The following is a 22,001-nucleotide window of genomic DNA, read 5'->3' on the forward strand; positions in this document are numbered from 1 at the left end:
GTGGATAATCGGGTGAGTTTGTTACAACCCCAAATGCCTGGTGACTGCTGCTGCCGCCGCGACTGAAACTGAAACGCTGGACCACTCGCTGGTGGTCCCGAGCTCGCCGCGTACTGTCGCTTTGCTGATGACGGAGCTGGTGTCGCCGGAGCCTCATTTCTCGCGCCTCAATCATCTCTTCAGCAGCGACACGGGGTTGACAGCCGCCTTGCTGTGTGTTGCCAATGGCGAGCGATTCGGTGCGCACCGGCAAGTCGTCGGTGTGCCCGAAGCCTTGGCGCTCCTGCCCAATCCGGCTTTGCGCGCAGTGGTTGCTGCAGCCCCTGTGGGCACGGCGGCGCGCTCCGTTCCCGGCATGAATCTGCAGCAGTTCTGGCGTTACAGCTTTGAGACCGCGCGGCTTGCGCGCTCGCTTGCGGGCATTGTCCATCTCAACCCGGTGGTCGCCTATACGGCGGGCTTGCTGCATGCCGTGGGCGAACTGGTGATCCACCGCTCCGAAGCCGCGCGCATCAACAGCATCAACGTGCTCTCTGGCCCGTTCGATCTGCGGCGCATGGAGTTTGAAATGCGCTTGTTCGGCTTCACCTATGCGCAGGTGAGCGCAGGGCTTGCCAAGCGCTGGCAACTGCCGGAAGTGCTGATCGAGGCGCTGTGCTATCACCCCAATCCGCTGGACAACGATTCCTACGAGCCTTTGGCGGCCGTGCTGAATCTGGCGATCTGGCGTGCTCGGGCCGGCGAGGCGCAGCTCAACGAGCGCGAACTGGCCGTGACCTATCCCGGAGAAATCGGCATGACGCTCGGCCTCGACATCGACACCGTGCTGCAGCAGGATCCGATCAACTGGAAACCCAAGAACGACGACGAATGACGCGCACGACGATGAAGGCTTTGCGCATCTACGCCGGGCCTGCAGCGCTCGCGCAGATTCAGCAACACGGAGGGCTAGCGCCCGAGATGGTGCGCGTGATTCCCGCAGCCGCTGGCGGCCCCAAGGGGCTGATTCTCGGGCCGCTTGATCGCTTCATTTTCGGCGACTGGCTGCCGCGTTCCGCGCAGCCAGTGCATCTGATTGGCGGCTCCATCGGCGCGTGGCGCATGGCGACGGCTTGTCTGCCCGATGCGGTAAACGCTTTCGAGCGGCTGGAGCATGACTACATTCACCAGGAATACGAGATCGCGCCCGGAGCCAAGCGGCCCACAGCCGAGCATGTCAGCGCGCGGTTTGCCGACAACTTGAAGACGTTCTTTGGTGGACAGGTCGCCACGCTGCTCGCGCACCCGCGCTATCGCCTGCATGTGGTCACCTCGCACGGTCGCGGCCTGCTCGCGCGCGAAGGCAGTCTGGCCACGCCGCTGGGTTATCTGGGTGCCTATGCGAGCAACGCCATCAGCCGTAAGGCGCTTGTGCATTGGCTGGAACGGGTGGTGTTTTCGTCATCGAGCGATGGCGCGATGGCCAAGCTGCCGTTTGATGGGGGCGACTTTCGCACCTTGCAGGTGGCGCTCGACGAACACAACTTCATGCCTGCGGTGCAGGCCAGTTGCTCGATCCCGTTCATGCTCAAGGCCGTACACGACATTCCGGGCGCGCCGCGTGGAGCCTACTGGGATGGCGGCATCACCGACTATCACCTGCATCTGCGCTACCTGAGCGGCGAGCGCGATGGCATCGTGCTCTATCCACATTTCCAGAAGCAGGTGATTCCGGGCTGGCTCGACAAGGCCTGGCGCTCGCGGCACCACGCCACCTCGGCGCTCGACCGGATGGTGGTGCTTGCGCCCGATCCCGAATGGGTGACAACGCTGCCCAACGCCAAGCTGCCCGATCGCAATGATTTCGTGAACTACCTGAGCGACAACGCAGGCCGCGTGCGGGTTTGGGAAGCGGGCGTTGCCGCTGCACGCCAACTGGCCGAAGAGTTGGGCGAGTGGCTGGACGAGCCCGATCTGTCGCGCATCGAGCCGCTGTGACGCGAGGCGTTCACATCGAATCGCGCAGCATCTGGCGGTAGTCCTCGGGGCTGGCTTCGCGCGGATTGGTCTTGTGGCAGTGGTCGGCCAGCGCGCCCTTGATCACGTCGTCGAACATGGCTTCGGTCACGCCGAGTGCTGCCAAGCCCGTGGGCAGGCCGAGGCGGGCGGTCATGTCGCGCACGGCTTCGGCCACGTCGCCGCCTGCGGGCAGGCCCATGGCGTGCGCCATTTTTTCGAGTCGGCGGTCGGCTTGGACTTTAGCGTCCTGGGCGTTGAAGCGGATCACGGCAGGCAGGAAGATCGCGTTGAGCGTGCCATGGTGCAGACGTGGATTCACGCCGCCCAGGCTGTGGCTCAGCGAGTGCACGCAGCCCAAGCCCTTCTGGAACGCCATCGCACCCTGCATGCTGGCACTCATCATGTTCAGGCGCGCTTCCTTGTTCGCACCATCGCGCGTGGCGGTTTCGATGTGCGCCCAGCCGCGTTCCAGGCCGTCCAGCGCAATGCCATCGGCAGGTGGATTGAATGCGGACGACATGAAGGTTTCCATGCAGTGCGCGATGGCGTCCATGCCAGTGGCTGCGGTGAGCTGCGGCGGCAGACCGAGCGTGAGGGCGGGATCGCAGATCGCCGTCTTGGGCACCAGATGCCACGAGTGAAAACCGAGCTTGCGGTGATCATCCACGATGATGATCGCGCCGCGCGCCACTTCGCTGCCGGTGCCTGCTGTGGTCGGCACGGCCAGCAGCGGCACGGCGCGGTCGGTGATCCTGGGCGAGCCGCCTTCGATGGTTGCGTAGGTCTTGAGCGGGCCTTCGTGCGTGGCCGCAATCGCGATGCCCTTGGCGCAGTCGATGGCCGAGCCGCCGCCGACGGCGATCAGGCCGTCGCATTGGCCGCTCTTGAAGAGTTCGACGGCAGCGCGCACGGCGGCTTCGGTGGGGTTGGAAGGCGTCTGGTCGAACACCGTGACCGCCATGCCGGGCATGGCATCGAGCACCTTCTGCAGCACACCTGCGGCCTTCACGCCTTGGTCGGTCACCACCAGCGGCCGCGTGATGCCGGTGCGCGCGCATTCCTGGGGCAACAGGGCGACTGCGCCGTATTCGATTTGAATCTGGGTGACGTAGTAGATGAAAGCCATGGTGTGGTGTCTCGCAAATTGGTTTTAGGATGTGGCCCACAGATTACAACAGGAGGCTTTCATGAACTTGAACCGGGCGCTTTTTCAACTGACTTCACTGGCTTTGACGGTCATGTCCGCGACAGCAGCGCAGGCTGCTTGCCTGAGCGACGCGCAAGTGGCGGAAATGGCTCAGCATTACGCCGCGAAAACGCCTGCCCCCAATTTCGATGCACTTTCCGATGAGGACAGTGCCTGCACGCGGGCCAAGTTCAATGCGGCGCTGGCCCCCAGTCTCGGCAAAGTGATTGGATACAAGGCGGGGCTCACCAATCCAGCGGTGCAAAAGCGCTTCAACACGGACAAGCCGGTGTGGGGCAAGCTCTACGAGAGCATGATCCAGAAGGATGGTTTCACGGTGGATGCGACGTTCGGCGCGCGCCCGCTGTTCGAGGCGGACATGCTGGTGCGGGTGAGGAGTGCTGACATCAATCAGGCACGCACGCCCATGGAGGTGCTGGAGAACATCGACCAGATCATTCCGTTCATCGAGCTGCCCGATCTGGTCGTGCAGGCCCCGCCCAAGCTCAATGGCCCCGGCGTTGCGGCCATCAATGTCGGTGCACGGCTCGGCGTGGCTGGTGCTCCTGTTGCCGCACCCGTCACGCGTGGCGAGCGCTATGCCATGTTGGGCGCGCTGGAACGCATGACCGTACAGGTCACCGACAATTCCGGGCAGTTGCTCGCAAGCGGCACGGGCAGCGATATCCTTGGGCATCCGCTCAATGCCGTGGTGTGGATTGCAGAGGCCCTCAAGGCCGAAAAGCTGAGTCTGCAACCCGGCGATCTGGTGAGCCTTGGTTCGTTCTCGCCCCTCATGCCACCCAAGGCCGGACTGAGCGTGACGACCACGTTCCTTGGCCTGCCCGGTGCCCAGCCGGTGCGTGTCAACTTCAAATAGCAAACGGTTTTTCAGGACGATCACATTGACTTCTGCAGGTTCAAAGTCCCCCCAACTTCCCCCCGGCGTGCAGCTCACGCCGCAGATGCGCAATGTGATCGAGCGCATGGCGCGCGCCAAGCATGCGCCCATGCACACGCTCACGCCCGAGGCTGCGCGCGCGTTCTACGAAATGGGCTCGGGCGTGCTCGAAGTGCCCAAGGCCGAACTGCCGCGCGTGGAGGATTTCACGATCCCTGCGCGCGATGGTTTCCAGATCCCCGCAAGGCTGTATGCGCCATCGCTTGAAAAGAACCTGCCGCTGCTGCTCTACACGCATGGCGGCGGCTTCACCATCGGCAGCATCAACACGCACGACACGCTGTGCCGCGAGTTGGCGCGACTGGCCGGTTGCATGGTGGTTTCCATCGATTACCGCCTCTCGCCCGAGCACCAGTTTCCCGTCGCAACCAATGATGCGTGGGATGCGCTGCAATGGCTCGCGGCCAACGCAGGCGGGCTCGGTGCCGACACCACGCGCTTGGCCGTCGGTGGTGACAGCGCTGGCGGAACGCTGGCCGCCGTCAACGCGATTCAGGCGCGCGACGCGAAGATTCCACTCGCGCTGCAAGTGCTGATCTATCCCGGCACCACGGCGCATCAGGACACGCCTTCGCACAAGATTTTCGCCCACGGCCTGGTGCTGGAAGAAGATGCCGTGAGCTGGTATTTCAACAACTACATCCCCCATCGTCAGGACCGCGAAGACTGGCGTTTTGCGCCGCTGCTCGCGCCTGATGTGGATGATGTCGCGCCCGCGTGGATTGGTCTGGCGGAACTCGATCCGCTGGTTGACGAAGGCATCGCCTACGCCGACAAGCTGCGCCTTTCCGGCGTGATGGTGGACCTCGAAATCTACCGCGGCGTGACCCACGAATTCATCAAGATGGGCCGTGCCTTGCCCGAGGCCCGACAGGCCCATGCCGACGCGGCGCGCGCATTGCGCGAAGCCTTCGGTCTTTGAACCCTGATCATCTACTCATATCGATCTCGAAACCAGAACATGAAACGCCAAGACTTTCGATGCGCGCACCGCCTGCGTGTGCGCTGGGCCGAAGTGGATGTCCAGAAAATCGTCTTCAACGCACATTACCTGACCTATGCCGACATCGGCATGTCCGAGTACTGGCGCGCGCTCGCCATGCCTTACGAAGCCAGCATGCAACTGCTCGATGGCGAGGTTTTCCTGAAGAAAGCGACCGTCGAATACCACGCATCGGCGCGCATGGACGACATGCTCGATGTCGGCATGCGCTGCACGCGCGTAGGCAATTCGTCGCTCGCGTTTGACTGCGGCATCTTCGCGGGCGACCGCCTGCTGGTCAGCGTCGAGCTGATCTACGTGTTTGCCGATCCTGCCACGCAAACCTCGCGCCCCGTGCCGCAACTGCTGCGCGACGCCATCGCGCAGTTCGAGGCTGGTGCCGACATGGTCACGCTGAAGGTCGGCGACTGGGGCACGCTCGGTCAGGCCGCGAGCGAAGTGCGCAAGGCCGTGTTCATCGAAGAGCAGGGCATTTCGCCCGACATCGAACTCGACGAACTTGACGCCACTGCCGTGCACGCCGTGGCGTTCAACCGCTTCGGCATGCCGGTCGCAACGGGCCGTCTGCTGCAGGATGCCCCCAAGGAAGCGCGCATCGGTCGCATGGCCGTCACCCGCGTGCTGCGTGGTCAGCGCTGGGGCCGGGCGATTCTGGATGCGCTGGTCGATGCTTCGCGTGCGCGTGGTGACGACAAGGTGATTCTGCATGCGCAATGCAGCGCGGAAGGTTTCTACCAACGTGCCGCGTTCGAGGTGGTGGGCGAGCCTTACGAAGAGGCAGGGATTGCGCACATCACGATGCAAAAACGCCTTTCCGACTGATCTTCTTTTCGCTCTTGCAGGAGGCCTATGGCAACGCTTCTGGATGAATGGCAGGCTGTGTTGGCCGAGCGCTTTCCTGCATGTGAAATGCGGCGCAAGGATATTGCGACGGCGTTCATCACGGCGTCTGCCGGAGCCGATCAGCCGGGTGAGTTGAAGATCGACGTCTTTGTCCACGAGTTGGACTCATACGGCACGAATGCATGGCGTCTGGAAGAGGGGCGCGAGGTGGGCGAACGCCAGCGCGCGCATGGCTGGATCAGCATCACCGATGCAAGTGATCGAAAGCTGCATTTCGAAGTCACCTGCTCGCCGCAGCGCTTTGGGCAAGTGGTGAAGGAATGGCTCTCGCCGCCGAGTGAGCCAGCTTCGGAGTTGGTGATCGCGCCATCGTCAAAGGACATCCGCAAAACGCGAAAGACGGCGTCCAGCAACGAGCCGCGCATCGAGCGGGATGAGTCGGCACAACTGCTGCAGGCTTTGCCGAATGCTGAGCACGCGCTGGCACAGTTCAAGGAGCATCTTGCCCTCGTTGATCTCTCCTCCATCGAGAGACATTGGCCGCGTGATGAGCAGGGCCGATACCTCCCGCGCGTGACGTCCGTGCTGGCCGCCTACGGCCCACCCACGCGCAAGCGCCAGCCGTGCTTGCTGCTGACTTCGGGGGCGCAGCGCGAGATGCCGGTCTGGCGTCTGCGGTTGTCGAACGAGTTTCTGAGCAACCAGCGCCATCGATGGACGGATGCGCTTTGGATGTGGGCTTCTGGCGCAACGGAGCCTGCTTTGAATTCCAAAGCACGCCAAGCAAGTGACTTGATGGCCCAAGGTCGCGTCGGGGATGCGTGCGATCTGTATGGCGTGCATGTCAGCCGCCATGTTCGCTTGCTGGCTGACGGGTTGCCCTGGCAGAAGTACTTGCACCTCAAGGCATCCTGGCCGGAGGAACTGCGGTTGGCGCTGCGGCAGCTTGCGCCTTGGCGGTTTGCGGCGGGGTTGGCGCGGATTCAAAGCTATCTTGAATCGGCCAACAAGAAACCTCCCAAACCTGGAAGCTGGGAGCGCAAGCTGTTCTGGCTTTCAGGCCAGACGACGCAGGTGCGTTATGGTCTGGGCGTTCGCTTGGCGGGCGATGGCAAGCCGGAGTTGGACATCATCGCCACTGCGTCGAATGAGCATTTTCCGGAAGTCGACTGGAAGCAGTCGGCATCCGGTGAGTGAGCAAGGGGCTGATCAGAGGATCAGCGGATCAGATGTCCGCGAGCAGTTCGTAAGGCAGCGGCTGTACCTGCAGTGCGGGGCCGCTGGTTGAACCTGCATGCAGCGCTTCTTCAGCCGAAGCGATCTGCAACGACACCAGCGCATCCAGACCGCCGTTCGGTGAAGCGGCTGTTTGCACGACGGTGCCGACAGGCTGATCGGCATCGCTCGCGTTGAACACTTCCGTGCCGACGGCTAGCTCGGTCGCATCCACATGCACCAGATAGGTCCGGCGCTTGAGGGTGCCTCGGAACTGGCTGCGTGCGACGATTTCCTGGCCGGGGTAGCAGCCTTTTTTGAAATTCACGCCGCCGACGGATTCGTAGTTCACCATCTGCGGCACAAAGGCTTCGAAGATGGGTTGGGTGAGGGTGGCGACGCCGCTGCGCACTTCGCTCAGTTGCCAGAGGGCCAGCGACAAGGGCTGGCCTTGCGGGGCTGGCGAGCCAACGGGTGCAACCAGCAATGCGCGGGGCTGGCCGTCGGCGGGATAGAGTTGAACGATGCTGGCATCGCCCTGTGCGGAAACGCTCCACGGCGCGGCACCGGCTGGCGCGGCGCTGCCTGCCAGGCCGTAGATGACGAAGTCGTTGCTGGCATCGCTGAGTTTGGCCTTGGCGCGCAGCACGAACATCGACAGACGTTTGAGCGTCTGCGGCAGCAGGTCGCGCGAGCAGATCAGCAGGATTTCGTCGGCCGCGCGCTTCACACCGATGAAGCTGGCCTGCATGCGACCCTTGGCGTTCAGAAAGGCAGCAAGGCGTGCCTGATCGGGCTTTTGCAGCGCAAAGTCCTGCGTCAGTTGACCGTGGATGAAGCTGGCTGCGTCTTCGCCGAGCACGCGAATCACGCCGAGATGTTCTAGGGGAGGAGTAACGCCGTCGAAAGGCACTGACGCAGTGTGGTTCATGGGTGAATTATGATGCCCCGTTCCATTCATTCGGTTGGTAGGGTTGTGCGTCGATTTCTGATTTTTCTGGTGCTGTTGGCATTGGCCGCTGCGGGTGCGGCTTACTGGTGGCTGCACGCGCCGCTGTCCCTGCGCGCGAGCGACACGCCCGGCGAGGCGCTGGAGCTGGAGATCGAGCCTGGCACCACGCCGCGCGGCGTGGCCAATGCGGCCGTGAAGGCGGGCATTCAGACCGATTCGCGTCTGCTGTATTACTGGTTTCGCCTCTCGGGTCAGGATCGGCAGATCAAGGCAGGCAACTACGAAATCCCCACCGGCACAACACCTTACGAACTGCTGGAGAAGCTCGCACGTGGCGAGTCGTCGCAGCGTGTGGTGACAGTGGTCGAGGGCTGGACCTTCAAACAGATGCGCGCCGCGCTGGCCAAGTCTGAAGGGCTCAAACAGGACACGGCGAGCATGACGAGCGAGGCGATCATGACGACGTTGGGCCGTCCGGGCGTGGCGGCGGAGGGGCGCTTTTTTCCTGACACCTATGCCTATGCCAAGGGCAGCAGCGATCTGGCAGTGATGAAGCGGGCGCTGCATGCGATGGATAGGCGTTTGGAGGCCGCTTGGTCGCAGCGCGAATCGGATACGCCGCTCAAGTCGGCCGACGAGGCGCTGGTGCTGGCCAGCATCGTCGAAAAGGAAACCGGCACGGCGCAGGACCGCGCAGAGATCGCGGGCGTGTTCACCAACCGTCTGCGCATTGGCATGCTGCTGCAGACCGACCCGACTGTCATCTACGGCATGGGCGAGAAGTTCGATGGCAATCTGCGCAAGCGCGACCTGCAGACCGACACGCCATGGAATACCTACACGCGCGGGGGCTTGCCGCCCACGCCGATTTCGCTGCCCGGCAAGGCCGCGCTGCTGGCTGCTGTGCAACCGGCGCGCACCAAGGCGCTGTACTTTGTGGCCAAGGGCGACGGGTCGAGTTATTTCAGCGCCACGCTGGAAGAGCACAATCGTGCGGTGAATCGCTACCAACGCGGACAGCGTTGAACGACGGACAGAAATTTGAATGATTGACGTGAAGAAGAACAACAAATGACCCAGGGCCTGTTCATTTCCTTTGAAGGCATCGACGGTGCGGGCAAGTCCTCGCACATCGAGGCGCTGGCACAGGCCTTTCGCAATGCAGGCCGCACAGTCACGCTCACGCGCGAGCCGGGCGGCACACCGCTGGCCGAGAAGCTGCGCGCGATGCTGCTGCATGACAGCATGGATCCGCTGACCGAGGCGCTGCTCGCCTTCGCCGGTCGTCGTGACCATCTGCGCTGCGTGATCGAGCCCGCATTGGCGCGTGGCGAAGTGGTGCTCTGCGACCGATTCACCGATGCGACCTTCGCGTACCAAGGTGCGGGGCGCGGTTTCGATCTGCAGGTGCTGGCCTATCTGGAAAAGCTGGTGCAGACCGGCTTGGCCGACGATGCAACGCTGCTGCGCAACCCCGACGTGACGATCTGGTTCGACGTGCCGCCCAAGGTGGCCGCCGAGCGACTGGCTGCGGCGCGCACGCCGGACCGGTTCGAGGCCCAGCCCGAAGCCTTCTTTGAGCGCGTGGCGGGCGGTTATGCAGATCGCGCTGCGGCTGACCCCCAGCGTTTTGCACGCATCGATTCCTCGCAGGACCGCGAAAGCGTTGCCAGACAGGTGATGGCGGCCATGGCTGCACGCGGTCTGCTGCCAGCGGAGGCGCGAGCATGAGCGACGCGCCTCTCGCTCCTTGGATTGCGGCGCAGCGCGACACCTTGCTTGCGCAGCGCGGCCATGCGTGGCTATTGCAAGGCCCATCGGGCATGGGGCAGTTCGGTCTGGCGCTGGAGATGGTGCGAGCGTGGCTGTGCGATGCGCCCACGGCTCATGGCGCGTGCGGACAGTGCGGAAGCTGCCATGGCATCGACGTGCATGTGCATGCCGACCTCTGCGTGCTGATGCCCGAAACCCAGATGATCGAACTTGGCTGGCCCTTGCCCGAGAAGGCGCAGAGCGAAATCGACGACAAGAAGCGCAAGCCCAGCCGCGAAATCCGCGTGGAAGCCATGCGCGATGCGGTCGAGTTTTCGCAGCGCACCTCGGCGCGCGGACGCGGCAAGGCGGTGCTGGTCTATCCGGCCGAGCAGATGAACCATGTGACTGCGAATGCGCTGCTCAAGACGTTGGAGGAGCCGCCCGGAGATGTGCGCTTCGTGCTGGCGACCGAGGCCGCGCACGAGTTGCTGCCCACGATCCGCAGCCGCTGCATGGGCCACACCATGCAATGGCCGGAAGAACCGGAAATGCTGGCCTGGCTGCAATCGCAGGGCATTGCGCAGGATGTGGCGCTGTCCTTGTTGCGTGCAAGCGGCGGTCGGCCCGAGGATGCGCTGGCGCTCGCGAAGTCCGGTCGCAGCCCGCAGGCTTGGAGCTTGTTCCCGAAAGCGGTGGCGCGGGGCGATGTGTCGGCGATTTCGGACTGGACGCCGCCGCAGGCCATCGAGGCGCTGCAGAAGCTTTGCCACGATCTGATGTCGGTGCAGGCGGGGGCGGATCCGCGCTATTTCGCGCTGGCCGACCTGCCCAAAGCACCCGCGATGCTGCCTTTGACACGCTGGGCGAAGGCGCTTTCGCAACAGGCGCGCACGGCGGACCACCCGTTCAACGCGGGCCTGATGCTGGAAGCACTTGTCGCGCAGGCGAAAAACGCCATAAACTCCAAGAACTGAACAAGGCGTTACAACCCCTATGAGCACACCGACCACCGCCGCCCGCCCCAGCGTGATGCAACTGGCCATCAAGGAAAAGGCCGCGCTGTATGCCGCGTACATCCCGTTCATCGAGGAAGGTGGCGTGTTCGTGCCCACGGCCAAGGAGTACCGGCTGGGCGACGACGTCTATGTGCTGCTGACTTTGCCCGACGATGCACAGCGTTATCCGGTTGCGGGTAAAGTGGTCTGGGTCACCCCGGCGCGCGCTTCCGGCAATCGCACGCAGGGCATTGGCGTGCAGTTCCCGAAGGACGACAAGTCTCGCCAACTGCGCGCCCGAATTGAAGAAATTCTGGGCACCAGCCTGAGTTCGGATCGCCCGACACAGACGATTTGAGCATTGTTCACACAGGATGAGGCGATCTGGCCTCATCGACAGCCGGCATCGCGATGGCCGGCTTTTTTGTTTTTTGAAGCGATCATGTTTACCGATTCACACTGTCACCTCAACTTCCCCGAGCTGCTGGAGAAACTGACGCCGATCCGCGCTGCCATGGCCGAAGCCCAAGTCGACCGGGCGCTGTGCATCTGCACGACCATGGAAGAGTTCGAGGGCGTGCACAAGCTTGCGACCGACCATGACAACTTCTGGGCCACCGTGGGCGTGCACCCCGACACCGAAGGCTTGACCGAGCCGAGCTTGCAGGACCTGCTCGACCGCGCCGCCTTGCCGCGCGTGATCGCCATCGGCGAGACGGGTCTCGACTACTACGGCATGGAAGACCGCAAGGGCGGGCGCACCGTGGCAGATCTGGAGTGGCAGCGCGAGCGTTTTCGCACGCACATCCGCGCCGCGCGCGCATGCCGCAAGCCGCTGGTGATCCACACCCGCAGCGCCTCTGCCGATACGCTGCGCCTTCTGCGCGAAGAAGGGGAAGATGGCGCGGGCAATCTGGCCGGTGGCGTGTTCCACTGCTTCACGGAGACTGCCGAAGTCGCACGCGCCGCGCTCGACATGGGCTACTACATCTCGTTCTCGGGCATCGTCACCTTCAAGAACGCTCAGGACTTGCGCGACGTGGCGGCCTTCGTGCCCATGGATCGCCTGCTGATCGAGACCGATAGCCCGTATCTCGCGCCCGTTCCGTACCGCGGGAAGGTGAACAATCCTTCCTATGTGCCCTTTGTGGCCAAGCAACTGGCTGAAGTGAAGGGCACCAGCGTGCAAGATATCGCCGAGGCAACGAGCCGCAATTTCGATGAACTGTTTCTCAATAGGAGCAACGCAGCATGATCAACCGTCGGCAAACCATGCTCTGGCTGACCGCATCGTCCGCCGGACTGGTGTCCGCATGTGCGCACGCGAGCGTATATGACGATTTCTTCACCTCCATCATCCGCGACAACGCGAGCAACATCACCTCGTTGCTGCAGCGTGGATTCGACCCGAACAGCCTGAGCCCCGAAGGCCAGCCCGCGCTGGTCATGGCGCTGCAGCGCGATTCGCAGCGTGCGTTCGAAGCGCTGTTGCAGTCCAAGAAGATCAAGGTCGAGCTGCGCAACAAGAAGGACGAAAGCGCGCTGATGATCGCCGCGATCAAGGGCAACATCCCCGCCGCCAAGGCGCTGATCGCGCGCGATGGCGACGTCAACAAGACCGGTTGGACGCCGCTGCACTACGCGGCGTCATGCACCACCGACCAGGCCGTTCCGATGATCCAGTTGCTGCTGGAAAACCACGCCTACATCGACGCATCGTCGCCCAACGGCACGACACCGCTGATGATGGCTGTGCGCTACGGCACCGCCGATTCGGCCAAGCTGCTGATCGCCGAGGGCGCTGATCCCTCGATCAAGAACGAAAAGGGCCTGACCGCCGTCGAATTCGCCCAGCAGGCCGACCGCAACGACATGGTGCAGGCCGTGAACGACGCCATCCGCAAGCGCAAGCAGGCGGTTTCGGCTCCAAAGGGTTCGGCTGCGCCATCGGCTCCTTCCGCTCCATCCACTCCATCCGCACCCGCTCAGAAGGGCGCCTGGTAAGCCACTGTTGGCCGATTCGTCGACCCACAGTCAAACAAAACGGGCCGTGCAGGATGACTGCACGGCCCGTTTTTTGTTGTTGTATTGCCGCGTGATGCGGTGAGAAACGTATCAGTTGTGCACGGAGGAATGGGTCTGCAGGCGCGCGTAGAGACCCCCCAGCGCCATCAGTTCGGCATGCGTGCCTTGCTCGGCGATCTGGCCGCGTTCCATCACCACCACACGGTCGGCGTGCTCGATGGTGGACAGGCGGTGGGCGATCACCAGCGTCGTGCGGCCGCTCATCAGGCGCTGTAGGGCTTCCTGCACCAGACGCTCGGATTCGGTGTCCAGAGCCGACGTGGCCTCGTCCAGAATCAGGATCGGCGCGTCCTTGTAGAGCGCTCGCGCAATCGCCAGACGCTGGCGCTGACCGCCCGAGAGCTGGGTGGCGTTGTGCCCGACGATGGTGTGGATGCCGTTCGGCAAGGTCGCCACGTGGCCCGCCAGATTGGCGGCTTTCAGGCAGTCGTGGACGCGGGTTTCGTCAATTTCGGAACCCAGCGCCACGTTCGCGGCAATCGTGTCGTTGAACATCACCACGTCCTGACTGACCATGGCGAACTGCGAACGCAGCGAAGGCAGATTCCAGTCGGCCAGTGGCACGCCGTCGAGCGAGATGTCGCCGGATGTGGGCGTGAGAAAGCGCGGCAGCAGATTGACCAGCGTGGTCTTGCCAGCGCCCGACGGGCCCACCAGCGCGACGATCTCGCCCGCCTTGATGTCCAGCGACAAACGGTTGAGCGCGGGCATCATGTCCGACTCGAACGACACGGTCACATCACGCAGCGAGATGCTGCCTTCTGCGCGTTCCTTGCGGTAAGTGCCGCCATCTTCGGTCTGCGTGTCGTTGAGCAGCATCAGGCCGCGTTCCAGCGCAGCCACACCACGCGTGATCGGGTTGGCCATGTCGGCGAGGCGGCGGATGGGTGCGATCAGCATCAGCATGGCGGCGATGAACGAGGCAAAACCGCCTACGGTCACGTCGCTGGTCGCCAGATTGCCATGGCTTTGCCAGAGCGCGATGCAGAGCACGGCCGACAGCGCCACCGAGGCCAGCAACTGGGTGAGGGGGGTCATTGCGGCGGAGGCGATGGTGGACTTGATCGCCAGCGTGCGCAGATTGCGGCTCAGCACGCTGAAGCGCTTGGTCTGGCCTTCCTCGGCACCGTGCAGGCGCACCATGCGATGGGCGAGCACGTTTTCCTCGACCACATAGGCCAGATCGTCCGTGGCCTGTTGGCTGCTCTTGGTGAGCTTGTAGAGGCGGCGCGACAGCGTCTTCATGATCCACGAGACGGCAGGACCCATCACCAGCACGATCAGCGTGAGCTGCCAGTTCAGGTAAATCAGGTAGACAAACAGGGCGACGGCGGTGAATCCATCGCGCGAAATGCCCATCAGCGCCTGCACCAGCGCGTTGAAGCCGGTCTGGACCTCATAGACCACGGTGTTGGACAGCGCACTGGCCGACTGGCGTGAGAACAGGCTCATGTTCGTCACGAGCAGCCGCTCGAAGAGCTGGGTGCGCAGTTTCAGCATGCCTTCGTTGGCGATGCGGGCCAGCGCGTAGGCGCCGCAGAACTGTGCCAGACCGCGTATGAAGAACAATCCGATCAGAAACAGGGGAACCATCCAGAGGCTGAGTGATCCCTCAGTGAAACCCTTGTCGAGCAGTGGTTTAAGCAGTGCCGGCATGAGGGGTTCCGTGGCTGCTCCCGCCAGGGTGGCAACCAAGGCAATCGTCCAGCCCAGACGCTGGTTTCCAAAGTAAGGCAGCAGCCTCTTGAGACGCTGCAGAAGTGACAGGGATTGAGTGGAGCCCGGCAAATTTGTTGGCACAGCGCTATGATTCGGGGATTGCATTAAGGGCGGATTCTACGGCTCAGCGTTGTTTACAGATTTCAGCACAGTTTGTCACATGGATTTCCAAGCCATGTGTAACATGCGAGGCTCTGTTACCCGGCACGTCTACGGTATTTCGTTGGTACACAATGACTATTGACCGAATTTCCCCTAAATTCAATTCATCCTCCCTTGCGCAGACTCTGCGCATCCCACGGCGACAAGCAGTCGCCGCGATTGCATCCCTCACCGCTTTGCCTGCGCTTGCGCAGTTCAAGGTCGAGATCACGGGCGTCGGCATGAAGCAAAGGCCGATTGCCATCGCTCCGTTCAAGGGCGAGGCGCAATCTCCTCAAAAGATTTCCGCGATTGTTCGGGCCGATCTGGAGCGCAGTGGCGTCTTCATCGGCGTGGACGCCGCTGGCGAGCAACTGGACGAGTCTTCTCGCCCTGATCTGGCCGCCTGGCGCGCCCGCACGGCCGAGGCGCTTGCCGTCGGCAGCGTGAACCGTCTGGGCGATGGCCGCTTCGATGTGCGTTTCCGCCTGTGGGACGTGATCAAGGGCCAGGACCTCGGTGGCCAGAGCTATGTGGTGACGCAGGCGGATCTGCGCCTTGTCGCCCACCGCATCTCGGACTACATCTACGAAAAGCTCACTGGCGAGCGTGGCGTTTTCTCGACACGCATTGCCTACGTCACCAAGAACGGTGGTCGCTACACCCTGTGGGTGGCCGATGCCGACGGTGAGAATTCGCAACTGGCGTTCGGCAGCTCCGAGCCCATCATCTCGCCCGCCTGGTCGCCATCCGGCACGCAACTGGCCTACGTGTCCTTCGAGTCGCGCAAGCCGGTGGTCTACGTGCAGGACGTGGGCTCGGGCAAGCGCCGCCTGATCGCCAATTTCCGCGGCTCCAACAGCGCACCAGCCTGGTCGCCCGATGGCAACACGCTGGCCGTGACACTGAGCCGCGACGGTGGCTCGCAGCTCTACACCATCGGTGCCAGCGGCGGCGGCGAGCCGCGTCGCCTGATGCAAAGCAGCGGCATCGACACCGAGCCGGTCTACTCGACCGACGGGCGCAGCATTTATTTTGTGAGCGATCGTGGCGGTGCGCCACAGATCTATCGCGTCGGTGCGGGCGGCGGCAGTGCCGAGCGCGTGACCTTCAGCGGCTCCTACAACATTTCCCCGTCGATCAGCCCCGATGGCCAGTATCTGGCCTATATCTCACGGGTTGGCGGCGCATACAAACTGCACGTGATGGATCTGAAGTCGGGATCTGCCCAGGCCATCACGGACACGTCAGCCGACGAAAGCCCCAGCTTCGCTCCCAACAGCAAGCTCATCGTCTACGCCTCGCAGCAAGGCGGTCGCGATGCGCTCATGACGACGACGCTGGACGGCAAGATCAAGGCCCGCCTTGCGGGCCAAAGCGGAGACATTCGGGAGCCCTCGTGGGCCCCGTATCAGAAGTAAGCAGTGATTTTTTTCTCATTTTTTCATAGCACTGGTTCCCTAGGAGAACTCTAATGATTCGTTTTGACTTCAAACGTGCAGCACTTGCACTGACCGTTACCGCCCTCGTTGCTGGTTGCAGCTCCGGTGTGAAGCTCGATGATGCCGCCACTGGCGACAGCAACACCACCGCCAGCACCAGCGGCAGCAACAACGGCTCCGGCAGCTCCACTGGTCAAAGCACAGTGACTCCAGCCGACATGAACGGCTCGACACGTCCCGGTCAAGGCCCTGTGGGCGTGGCTCACATCGTCTACTTCGACTTCGACAGCTACACCGTCAAGTCGGAATACCAGTCCGTGCTGGAATCCCACGCCAAGTTCCTGAAGGCCAACAATGCCAAGAAGGTGAACCTGGAAGGTCACACCGACCAACGCGGTGGCAGCGAATACAACCTGGCGCTGGGCCAAAAGCGTGCTGAAGCCGTGCGTCGTTCGCTGGCTCTGCTGGGCGTTCCAGATGCGCAAGTGGAAGCGGTGAGCTTCGGCAAGGAAAAGCCTGCCGCTCAAGGCAACTCCGAAGACGCTTTCGCGCAAAACCGTCGCGTTGAATTTTCGTATCGTTGATGATGAAGCGCTCATTTTCTCCACAACTTCCTCTGATGGCCGCGGTGCTCTGCGCCAGCTCGTTGCTGGGTGCTTCGGCACACGCCGCCCTGTTTGAAGATGCTGAGGCACGACGTGCGATTCTGGAGATGCGGCAGCGCGTGGACGCGATGCAGCAGAACACCCAGCGCAGCACCGAGCGTTCCGGAGACGATGCAGCGCAAATGCGCCGCAGCCTGCTCGACCTGCAGACCCAGATTCAGTCTCTGCAGAGCGAACAGGCCCGGTTGCGTGGCCAGAATGAGCAGTTGCAAAAGGATGTCTCCGACCTGCAGCAGCGCATGAAGGACGTTGCCAAGGCGACCGATGAGCGTCTGCGCCAGTTCGAACCGGTCCCGGTGACCGTCGACGGCAAGGAGTTCAAGGCCGATCCGGCCGAAAAGCGCGATTTCGAAGCGGCCATTGCCGTGTTCCGCACGGGCAAGTTCCCCGAGGCGGGCCAGGCCTTCGCAGCCTTCACGCGCCAGTACCCGCAAAGCGGCTACATGCCTTCCGCACGTTTCTGGTTGGGCAATGCGCAATATGCGCAGCGCGACTACAACAACGCGATCAACAACTTCAAGTCGATCCTGACCAACGCGCCGGACCACGCACGTGCTCCCGAAGCCGCGCTGTCCATTGCCAACTGCCAGGTGGAGTTGAAGGACACACGTGCAGCGCGCAAGACGCTGGAAGACCTGATCCGCGTGTACCCGCAATCGGAAGCCGCAGCCGCCGCCAAAGAGCGTCTGTCGAAGATGAAGTGATTGCAAGTTGCTGAACGTTGAAGAGAAGCAGGGCGGGACAGCCGCCATCGATGACGCCGATCTGGAGCGTCGCTTTGGAGGTCTCGCCCGGCTGTATGGTGTCGAAGGTGCGGCGCGCATTCGCGCAGCGCATGTCGCCGTCATCGGCATCGGCGGCGTAGGCTCTTGGACGGCCGAGGCACTGGCGCGCAGTGGCGTGGCGTCTCTCACGCTGATCGATCTCGATCACGTGGCCGAATCCAACATCAACCGCCAGATCCATGCGCTCGACACGACGGTCGGACAAGCCAAGATTGAGGCCATGCGCGAACGCATCGCGCACATCAATCCGCATTGCCAGGTGAACTGCGTCGATGAATTCGTCGACGAGGACAACTGGCCCGCGTTGCTGCCCGAGAAGGTGGATGCGGTGATCGACGCCTGCGACCAGATCCGCGCCAAGACCGCAATGGCCGCCTGGGCGCTCAAGACCAAGACCCTGTTCGTGAGCATCGGTGCCGCAGGCGGCAAGCGCCAGGCGCATCTGGTGGATGTGGCCGACCTGTCGCAGACCACGCACGACCCGCTGCTGGCGCAACTGCGCTATCGCCTGCGCAAGTTTCACGGCTCGCCCAAGGAAGGCAAGAAGATCGGCACGCTGTGCGTCTTCAGCAAGGAGCCGGTGGCCCCTCCGCATGCCTCGTGCAACATCGGCGGCGAGGGCGATGGTTCGCTCAACTGCGCCGGTTATGGCTCTGTGGTGACGGTGACTTCGACCTTCGGCATGTGCGCAGCCGGTATGATTCTGGATCGCATCGCCGGGAAGTAAATCCGGTCAGCCAGCAGCGCTTCTTCAATTGTGCTGCGGCATATAGGCCGCCACCATGGCAGCGAACTCGGTGGCGAGCTGCTTTCCATACTCGTGCTGATCGCGCATCCACACGGCTTGCTCCAGTGAAAAATCCTGCTTGTCCGAGCGCCCGACGGTGCCCATGGACTCGACCAGCGACTGCTCGAAACTGGTCAGCATCTTCTGCGGATCACTCTGCGCGCGCATGACCAGCGCCACCAACTGCGCCAGCACGGCCTCGTGCAGCGCCAAGCGGGTGGAAAACTCCATCATGGAATTCTCGGGTGTGATCATGCGCGGCTCCTCATGTTGCTTGCGGCTTGGGCATTGCCGTCCATCGTAAGAGCCGCGCATGAATTTGCTGTAGGAGCAGAACCGATAAACATTTGGGCACACTGGTTGCAGTGCGCCCAAATGTGGGCTGCTTCGGTCAGTGCTTGCGGTATTCGTGTGGCTTCCACGGGCCCCATTTGGCTTCGTAGATGACACGGTTCTTCTCCATCAAGGCGCGCTTGCGTTCATCTCCCAGCTTGTTGAACGAAGCGGAGAGGTGGTGGTGCACAAAAACGTCTTCGGCACAGACGATCTTCAAGCCAGCCTGCTCGACCATGCGGCAGTAGTCGTCATCCTCGAAGAATCCCAGACCGTAGTCCAAGCTCATCGGGCCGCATTGCTCGTAGGTACTGCGCGGCAGCATGGCGCAGAAGAAGGCGACGGTCTGCAGCTCGAAATGCTTGCCGAGCCTGCGCTCGGTGATGTTCACGGCCTCGGCAGGCATGTCGGCGAGTGCCTTGTAGTGCGTGGGTACGCGTGCTTCGTTGCCGATGTTGTTGGTGGATGGGCCGATGATGCCGATCTCCGGCGCATTGCGCAGATGGTTCACCAGACGCCCGGCCCAGCCCTGCGTGACGACCGTATCGTTGTTCTGGATGACCAGATAGTCGCCCGTCGCGGCCTCCAGCCCTTGGTTGTTGCCACCGGCAAAACCGCGGTTGTCGTCGTTGAGGATCAGCTTCACGTTCGTGCGCGATGCGGCCCATGCCGACAGGAATTCGGGCGAGCCATCGGTTGATTGGTTGTCCACCACGACGATTTCCAGATCGACGTCGTCGCTATGCTGCTCCAGGCTGTCGAGGCAGGCCTTGGTCAGATCGAGATTGTTGTAGGTGAGCACGATGGCGCTGACCTTGGGGCGAGGCAGGGCAATGGCCGCTTCGCGCAAGGACTGCACACGGTGCGCCCAGGTCTGCCCGGCGGCAAAGGCCTTGCGCCGCTCGACCTCGGCATCCGAATCCGGCTGTGCCATCAGGGCATTGCGGACCTGTTCGATGAAGGCATCATGGCCCGTCGCAACGCGCACCAGATCACCGAACTGGGCCATCTCGGGCAGATCGACCGAGACGACGGAGCGGCCCGCGCCAAGGTACTCATAGACTTTGACCGGATTGGTTGCGAGGGTGAGCGGAATCACCTTGAACGGCATCAGGCAGACATCGAACGCATAGAGATAGAAAGGCAGCTTGGCATACGGCACTTCGCCGGTCATCACCACGTTGGGCAAGGCGCGCAGGCGGTCTCCGACCTTGGCGGTATCGGCACCGACCAGCAGGACCAGATGGTCCGGGAATGCATGCGCCGTGCGCTCGATCAGATCGACATCGAACCACTCGGCAATCGCGCCGTAGTAGCCGATGATCTTGCGGCCTTGCGCATCCACATAGCGTTCGGCAGGCGGGTTGCAGAAGTCGGAATACTGGCCCGCGTTGCGGATGATGCGCACGTTGGCGTTGTACTTCTCGGCATGCTCGCCAAGCCAGCCGGAGGTGGCAATCAGCATGTCGGCGCGGCGCATCATGCGATCTTCCAACTGCAGCAATTCCTGAGGCACGTTGCCGAAGCCTTCGTGATGGTCCATGCAGTCGTAGGCCAGGCATTCGGATTGCATGCGCTGCGCGATCGGGTACCAGTAGGCATGCTGGACCACGGACCAGGAATTCGACGTGCCGCTCCATGCGCGGAACATCTCGAGACCCGCAGCGATCTGCTCGATGGCCGCTTGCGTGGGCGGCGCAAAGTAGATGGCGGGAGCGCCAGCCACCTTCAGCTTGATCTGATAGAGCGGCAGCGATTCGTCGATGCGCTCGGCGGTGAAGCCGGGCTCCTTCGAGTCTTCGAAATGGTTGGTGAAGAAGTAGACGCGATGACCTGCGCGCGCCAATTCACGGGCCAGATGCTGTGGGCGCTGGATGCGAAAGTGCCAGTCGATGATGCTGAAGATGAAAACGTCGGCCTTCTCGCGACGGGCGACTGGCGTGAATTGGACTTGTGGCAACTTGGCGGGGGAGCTTCCAAGCGAGGCAATCGCCGTGACGGGCGTGCTGGCGGGATGCTTGCCCGCAAATCGCTTGGGGAAGTAACGCAGCGCGCGCGAGATCACGTTGGACAGACCGCCGTGCGCATACGCATGCTCCACATCCTTCATGCGACGCGCGATCCAGCGCGGTGCACCGCGAACCGCACGCAGTGGGGCGGTGATCTTCCAGCTCGTCGTCGCCAGAATCGTGTTGACCTCGTGAATCAGCGCTTTCTCGCGGTACTCCAGAAAGCGGATGCGCTCGCTGTCCTTGGCGCTGGCATTTTTCAAGTTCTGTTGATCGGCCTGCAAGGACTCTATGCGCACGAGCGTCTGGGTGTGTTCGACCTCCAACGTGAGCCGCGTCTTGTTCTCGGATTCGAGCCGCGATTGCGCTGTTTCCAGAAGCTGCTGCGTGCTCGCTTGCTTGCTTTGCAGGCTGTCGAGTTCCGCGCGCAACTCGGTGATCAGTTCGTGGCGATCAGGCTCTCCAAGCTCCGCATCGGCCAGCGCAAAACGCGTCTTCGCCAGATGTTCGACACGCGCATACACCAACAGAATCTGCTTGCCGGGCCAGTAGGTCGGTTGGTGCTGGCTGGTGTCCGTCACGCTGCTGTGCACCAGCGCCCAGCGGGGATCGGGCGAGATGGGGATGTTGTTGGAGTCGAAGGTCACTTCATGCTCGGAATGCCGCTCGAATTCGCGGAACGGCAGCAGCAGCACGATGTAGGTCGATGCGTAGCGGGTGAGCTTGTCGAACACCGACCAGGGCGTGGAGAAATGCTCCAGCGTGTTCGATGAAAACACCACGTCGAATGCGGGACGCTCGGGCGACTCCAGCAGGTTTTCATGCGAAAAACGTGCGTGGGTGTGGTGGCGCTGGGCCTGTTCGATGGCGGGGCCGGAGAAGTCGATGCCAGTCACGTCCCAGCCCAGCACCTGCGCAATCGCTTCCGTGCCCGCGCCTTCGGCGCAACCCCAATCACAGACGCTCAGGCGATTCCAGCGCACGGCCTGCACCAGCCACTGCGGCATGGCTTCGATGGCGACCTGTGCGAAGAAGCGGCTTTGCGCGGGGCCGCCGTTGGATTCCCAGTCGGTGACGAAGCGCTGGTCCCAATAGCGGTTGCTGTTGATGTCGTTGGGTTGGTTCAT

At 62.7% G+C, this 22,001-nt stretch carries 21 protein-coding genes; 16 read left to right on the top strand and 5 right to left on the bottom strand.

Annotation, left to right across the window (positions count from 1 at the left end):
- The first annotated feature begins 127 nt into the window (after window positions 1-127).
- Together G7048_RS21000 and G7048_RS21005 are read left to right on the top strand one after the other, a co-directional pair.
- Window positions 128-874: an HDOD domain-containing protein gene (locus tag G7048_RS21000; RefSeq protein ID WP_166071097.1), complete on the top strand. Its 747-nt coding sequence runs from the start codon at window positions 128-130 to the stop codon at window positions 872-874.
- 11 nt (window positions 875-885) lie between these two features.
- On the top strand, window positions 886-1,977 hold the full coding sequence (locus G7048_RS21005) for a phospholipase (protein ID WP_166071098.1): 1,092 nt from the start codon (window positions 886-888) through the stop codon (window positions 1,975-1,977).
- A gap of 10 nt (window positions 1,978-1,987) precedes the next feature.
- Here G7048_RS21005 and G7048_RS21010 read toward each other — a convergent pair whose 3' ends face one another.
- A complete protein-coding gene (locus tag G7048_RS21010; RefSeq protein WP_166070003.1) occupies window positions 1,988-3,124 on the bottom strand; it encodes an iron-containing alcohol dehydrogenase in 1,137 nt (378 codons plus the stop codon).
- A 61-nt stretch (window positions 3,125-3,185) separates the two neighbouring features.
- Between G7048_RS21010 and G7048_RS21015 the strand changes: the two genes are divergently transcribed.
- From G7048_RS21015 to G7048_RS21030, 4 genes are all read left to right on the top strand, one after another.
- On the top strand, window positions 3,186-4,064 hold the full coding sequence (locus G7048_RS21015) for a 2-keto-4-pentenoate hydratase (RefSeq protein ID WP_166070004.1): 879 nt from the start codon (window positions 3,186-3,188) through the stop codon (window positions 4,062-4,064).
- Window positions 4,065-4,149: 85 nt separating this feature from the next.
- Window positions 4,150-5,067, top strand: a complete 918-nt coding sequence (locus tag G7048_RS21020; RefSeq protein ID WP_166071100.1) for an alpha/beta hydrolase — start codon at window positions 4,150-4,152, stop codon at window positions 5,065-5,067.
- A gap of 39 nt (window positions 5,068-5,106) precedes the next feature.
- On the top strand, window positions 5,107-5,970 hold the full coding sequence (locus G7048_RS21025; RefSeq protein WP_166070005.1) for a YbgC/FadM family acyl-CoA thioesterase: 864 nt from the start codon (window positions 5,107-5,109) through the stop codon (window positions 5,968-5,970).
- 27 nt (window positions 5,971-5,997) lie between these two features.
- Window positions 5,998-7,188 (top strand): hypothetical protein, encoded by a 1,191-nt coding sequence (locus G7048_RS21030; RefSeq protein ID WP_166070006.1) that lies wholly within the window; start codon window positions 5,998-6,000, stop codon window positions 7,186-7,188.
- Window positions 7,189-7,216: 28 nt separating this feature from the next.
- Here the strand turns inward: G7048_RS21030 and G7048_RS21035 are convergent, their stop codons facing one another.
- A complete protein-coding gene (locus G7048_RS21035; protein ID WP_166070007.1) occupies window positions 7,217-8,137 on the bottom strand; it encodes a folate-binding protein YgfZ in 921 nt (306 codons plus the stop codon).
- 9 nt (window positions 8,138-8,146) lie between these two features.
- On the opposite strand from G7048_RS21035, the gene mltG reads away from it, so the two are divergent.
- The 6 genes from mltG (at window position 8,147) to G7048_RS21065 (ending at window position 12,912) form a co-directional block, all read left to right on the top strand.
- Complete coding sequence (gene mltG, locus G7048_RS21040) at window positions 8,147-9,184, top strand: endolytic transglycosylase MltG (protein WP_166070008.1); 1,038 nt, start codon at window positions 8,147-8,149, stop codon at window positions 9,182-9,184.
- A 45-nt stretch (window positions 9,185-9,229) separates the two neighbouring features.
- Entirely contained in the window at window positions 9,230-9,889 is a 660-nt protein-coding gene (gene tmk, locus G7048_RS21045; RefSeq protein ID WP_166070009.1) for a dTMP kinase, read from the top strand.
- Window positions 9,886-10,887, top strand: a complete 1,002-nt coding sequence (locus G7048_RS21050) for a DNA polymerase III subunit delta' (RefSeq protein ID WP_166070010.1) — start codon at window positions 9,886-9,888, stop codon at window positions 10,885-10,887. The genes tmk and G7048_RS21050 overlap by 4 nt, the downstream gene beginning before the upstream one ends.
- Before the next feature lie 19 nt (window positions 10,888-10,906).
- Window positions 10,907-11,266: a PilZ domain-containing protein gene (locus tag G7048_RS21055; protein WP_166070011.1), complete on the top strand. Its 360-nt coding sequence runs from the start codon at window positions 10,907-10,909 to the stop codon at window positions 11,264-11,266.
- 84 nt (window positions 11,267-11,350) lie between these two features.
- Entirely contained in the window at window positions 11,351-12,163 is an 813-nt protein-coding gene (locus G7048_RS21060; RefSeq protein ID WP_166070012.1) for a TatD family hydrolase, read from the top strand.
- Complete coding sequence (locus G7048_RS21065; RefSeq protein WP_166070013.1) at window positions 12,160-12,912, top strand: ankyrin repeat domain-containing protein; 753 nt, start codon at window positions 12,160-12,162, stop codon at window positions 12,910-12,912. Before G7048_RS21060 ends, G7048_RS21065 begins: the two co-directional genes overlap by 4 nt.
- A gap of 111 nt (window positions 12,913-13,023) precedes the next feature.
- Here the strand turns inward: G7048_RS21065 and msbA are convergent, their stop codons facing one another.
- A complete protein-coding gene (gene msbA / locus G7048_RS21070; protein WP_166070014.1) occupies window positions 13,024-14,817 on the bottom strand; it encodes a lipid A export permease/ATP-binding protein MsbA in 1,794 nt (597 codons plus the stop codon).
- Window positions 14,818-14,945: 128 nt separating this feature from the next.
- Between msbA and tolB the strand changes: the two genes are divergently transcribed.
- From tolB to G7048_RS21090, 4 genes are read left to right on the top strand one after another with little or no spacing between them, the layout of a single operon-like run.
- Window positions 14,946-16,274 carry a Tol-Pal system beta propeller repeat protein TolB gene (tolB, locus tag G7048_RS21075; RefSeq protein WP_166070015.1) on the top strand — a complete coding sequence of 443 codons (1,329 nt, stop codon included), beginning with the start codon at window positions 14,946-14,948 and terminating at the stop codon, window positions 16,272-16,274.
- 53 nt (window positions 16,275-16,327) lie between these two features.
- Complete coding sequence (gene pal, locus G7048_RS21080; protein ID WP_166070016.1) at window positions 16,328-16,879, top strand: peptidoglycan-associated lipoprotein Pal; 552 nt, start codon at window positions 16,328-16,330, stop codon at window positions 16,877-16,879.
- 35 nt (window positions 16,880-16,914) lie between these two features.
- Window positions 16,915-17,664 carry a tol-pal system protein YbgF gene (gene ybgF, locus G7048_RS21085; protein WP_240933054.1) on the top strand — a complete coding sequence of 250 codons (750 nt, stop codon included), beginning with the start codon at window positions 16,915-16,917 and terminating at the stop codon, window positions 17,662-17,664.
- A 7-nt stretch (window positions 17,665-17,671) separates the two neighbouring features.
- Window positions 17,672-18,472 carry a ThiF family adenylyltransferase gene (locus G7048_RS21090; RefSeq protein WP_240933055.1) on the top strand — a complete coding sequence of 267 codons (801 nt, stop codon included), beginning with the start codon at window positions 17,672-17,674 and terminating at the stop codon, window positions 18,470-18,472.
- 24 nt (window positions 18,473-18,496) lie between these two features.
- On the opposite strand, the gene G7048_RS21095 is transcribed toward G7048_RS21090, so the two are convergent.
- Complete coding sequence (locus tag G7048_RS21095) at window positions 18,497-18,787, bottom strand: hypothetical protein (RefSeq protein WP_166070017.1); 291 nt, start codon at window positions 18,785-18,787, stop codon at window positions 18,497-18,499.
- Window positions 18,788-18,923: 136 nt separating this feature from the next.
- Window positions 18,924-22,001, bottom strand: a complete 3,078-nt coding sequence (locus tag G7048_RS21100; RefSeq protein WP_166070018.1) for a glycosyltransferase — start codon at window positions 21,999-22,001, stop codon at window positions 18,924-18,926.

Source organism: Diaphorobacter sp. HDW4B, from assembly GCF_011305535.1.
In the GTDB taxonomy this organism is placed as follows: Bacteria; Pseudomonadota; Gammaproteobacteria; order Burkholderiales; family Burkholderiaceae_C; genus Diaphorobacter_A.